The organism is Psychrobacter sp. 1Y4, from assembly GCF_051847555.1.
Map to the genome: position 1 here is coordinate 1 of NZ_JBPYDE010000059.1, position 1,440 is coordinate 1,440.

A 1,440-nucleotide genomic window follows, 5' to 3' on the forward strand; every position below is an offset into this window, starting at 1 on the left:
GCAAATAGTTTCGCCATAAGCGTTTAGACCATGATTGTTTAGACCACATGCTCAGCATATCCAATTGAACCATCAGCATTCACCCAAACTGGCTCACGTGATAGCTGAATTGCAAATTTCTCATAGACAATATTGGCAATATAGCGCTGTGCTGTTGCCACATCTTCTTGAGTTGCTTGATAAGGAGTATGATTGGTCAGTACTAGTGCCTGATGTTTATGAGTCACGATGGGTACGATGCCGGCCCCTTTTAATCCTGCTTGCTCGATGAGCCAACCTGCGGCAACTTTTACCATCGCGTCAGGCATCGGATAACCAACGATAGCTGGATAGCTTGTTTGCAACGCCGTGAACTGCTCCTGAGCGATAATAGGATTTTGAAAAAAACTACCACAGTTAGGTAGCTGTTTTGGGTCTGGTAGTTTTTGTTGTCTGATATCTATAATGGCTTGCATAACGTCATGAGGATTGGCTTGCTCGCGCCCTTGTTGTTCCGCATAGCGCTGCGCCACAGTCTGTACATCCCCATAGCTGGCTAAAATATTGGTAGGATCAGTATGTAACCTGAAACCGACGCGACTAATAAGCCATGTGTTTGGCGTGCGTTTAAAGATACTGTCACGATAGCCAAATTGACAGTCGGCTACTGATAAATGGTGCCAAGTTTGTGTCGGTAAATGATAAGCGCGTACATATTGTAAGCAGTCTTCTAACTGCACACCGTAAGCACCAATGTTTTGTACTGGCGCTGCACCAGTTAGGCCAGGTATGAGCGCAAGATTCTCTAACCCATACCAGCCTTGATTGACTGTATGTACGACTAGATCATGCCAGTTTTCGCCCGCCATTACTTCGATATCGACATAGCCATCAGTCTGAGCGGTCAGGTGAATACCGCGCATTTTGGGTTGTAATACCACCGCATTTAACGCTGCTGGTAGTAAGACATTACTACCGCCAGATAAGACAAATAATGACAGCTGATGCTCTACATCCTCTGCATGGTTTGCCATAAAGTCATCAAGCTGTGCCTCATTGGTCAACGTCACTACAGAGTCAGCGACACAGGCCAGTGCCATCGTACTGCTATGTGACAAATCGACTGAGTTACTGACCAACAGATTTGCTGATGAGTCGTTTACAGTCGTGGTCTGAGCATTGAGATCAAGGCGTGCAACTTGGGTCATAACATAGCCTATGGGGCAAAAGGATAATAAATAATAAGGTAGCTATAGTTGATTCAATTTAAAAGAGATACAAGGCAACTGAGTGCAGACGTATATTTGATACTTCAAGCGAGGTTAACGCTGTAGCTCTTTTATAGAGGGTTAACTATATTATAAAGGATACCGGATGCAAGAGTAGCAGAAATATAGAATTTATGGCTAGCAGGCTTTCCAGCTTTCGATCCATGCTTTGGCGCTCGATTCAACACGTTCA

Annotated in this window: 1 protein-coding gene; it reads right to left on the minus strand. The window is 44.6% G+C overall.

Annotation, left to right across the window (positions count from 1 at the left end; translation table 11 throughout):
* Nucleotides 1–38 precede the first annotated feature (38 nt).
* On the minus strand, nt 39–1,187 hold the full coding sequence (gene murB, locus ACS8FC_RS14130; RefSeq protein ID WP_439297226.1) for a UDP-N-acetylmuramate dehydrogenase: 1,149 nt from the start codon (nt 1,185–1,187) through the stop codon (nt 39–41).
* Between the last annotated feature and the right edge of the window lie 253 nt (nt 1,188–1,440).

Coding starts and splice junctions, on each gene's coding strand:
- murB (WP_439297226.1), bottom strand. CDS start 1,187: ATGACCCAAGTTGCACGCCTTGATCTCAATGCTCAGACCACGACTGTA.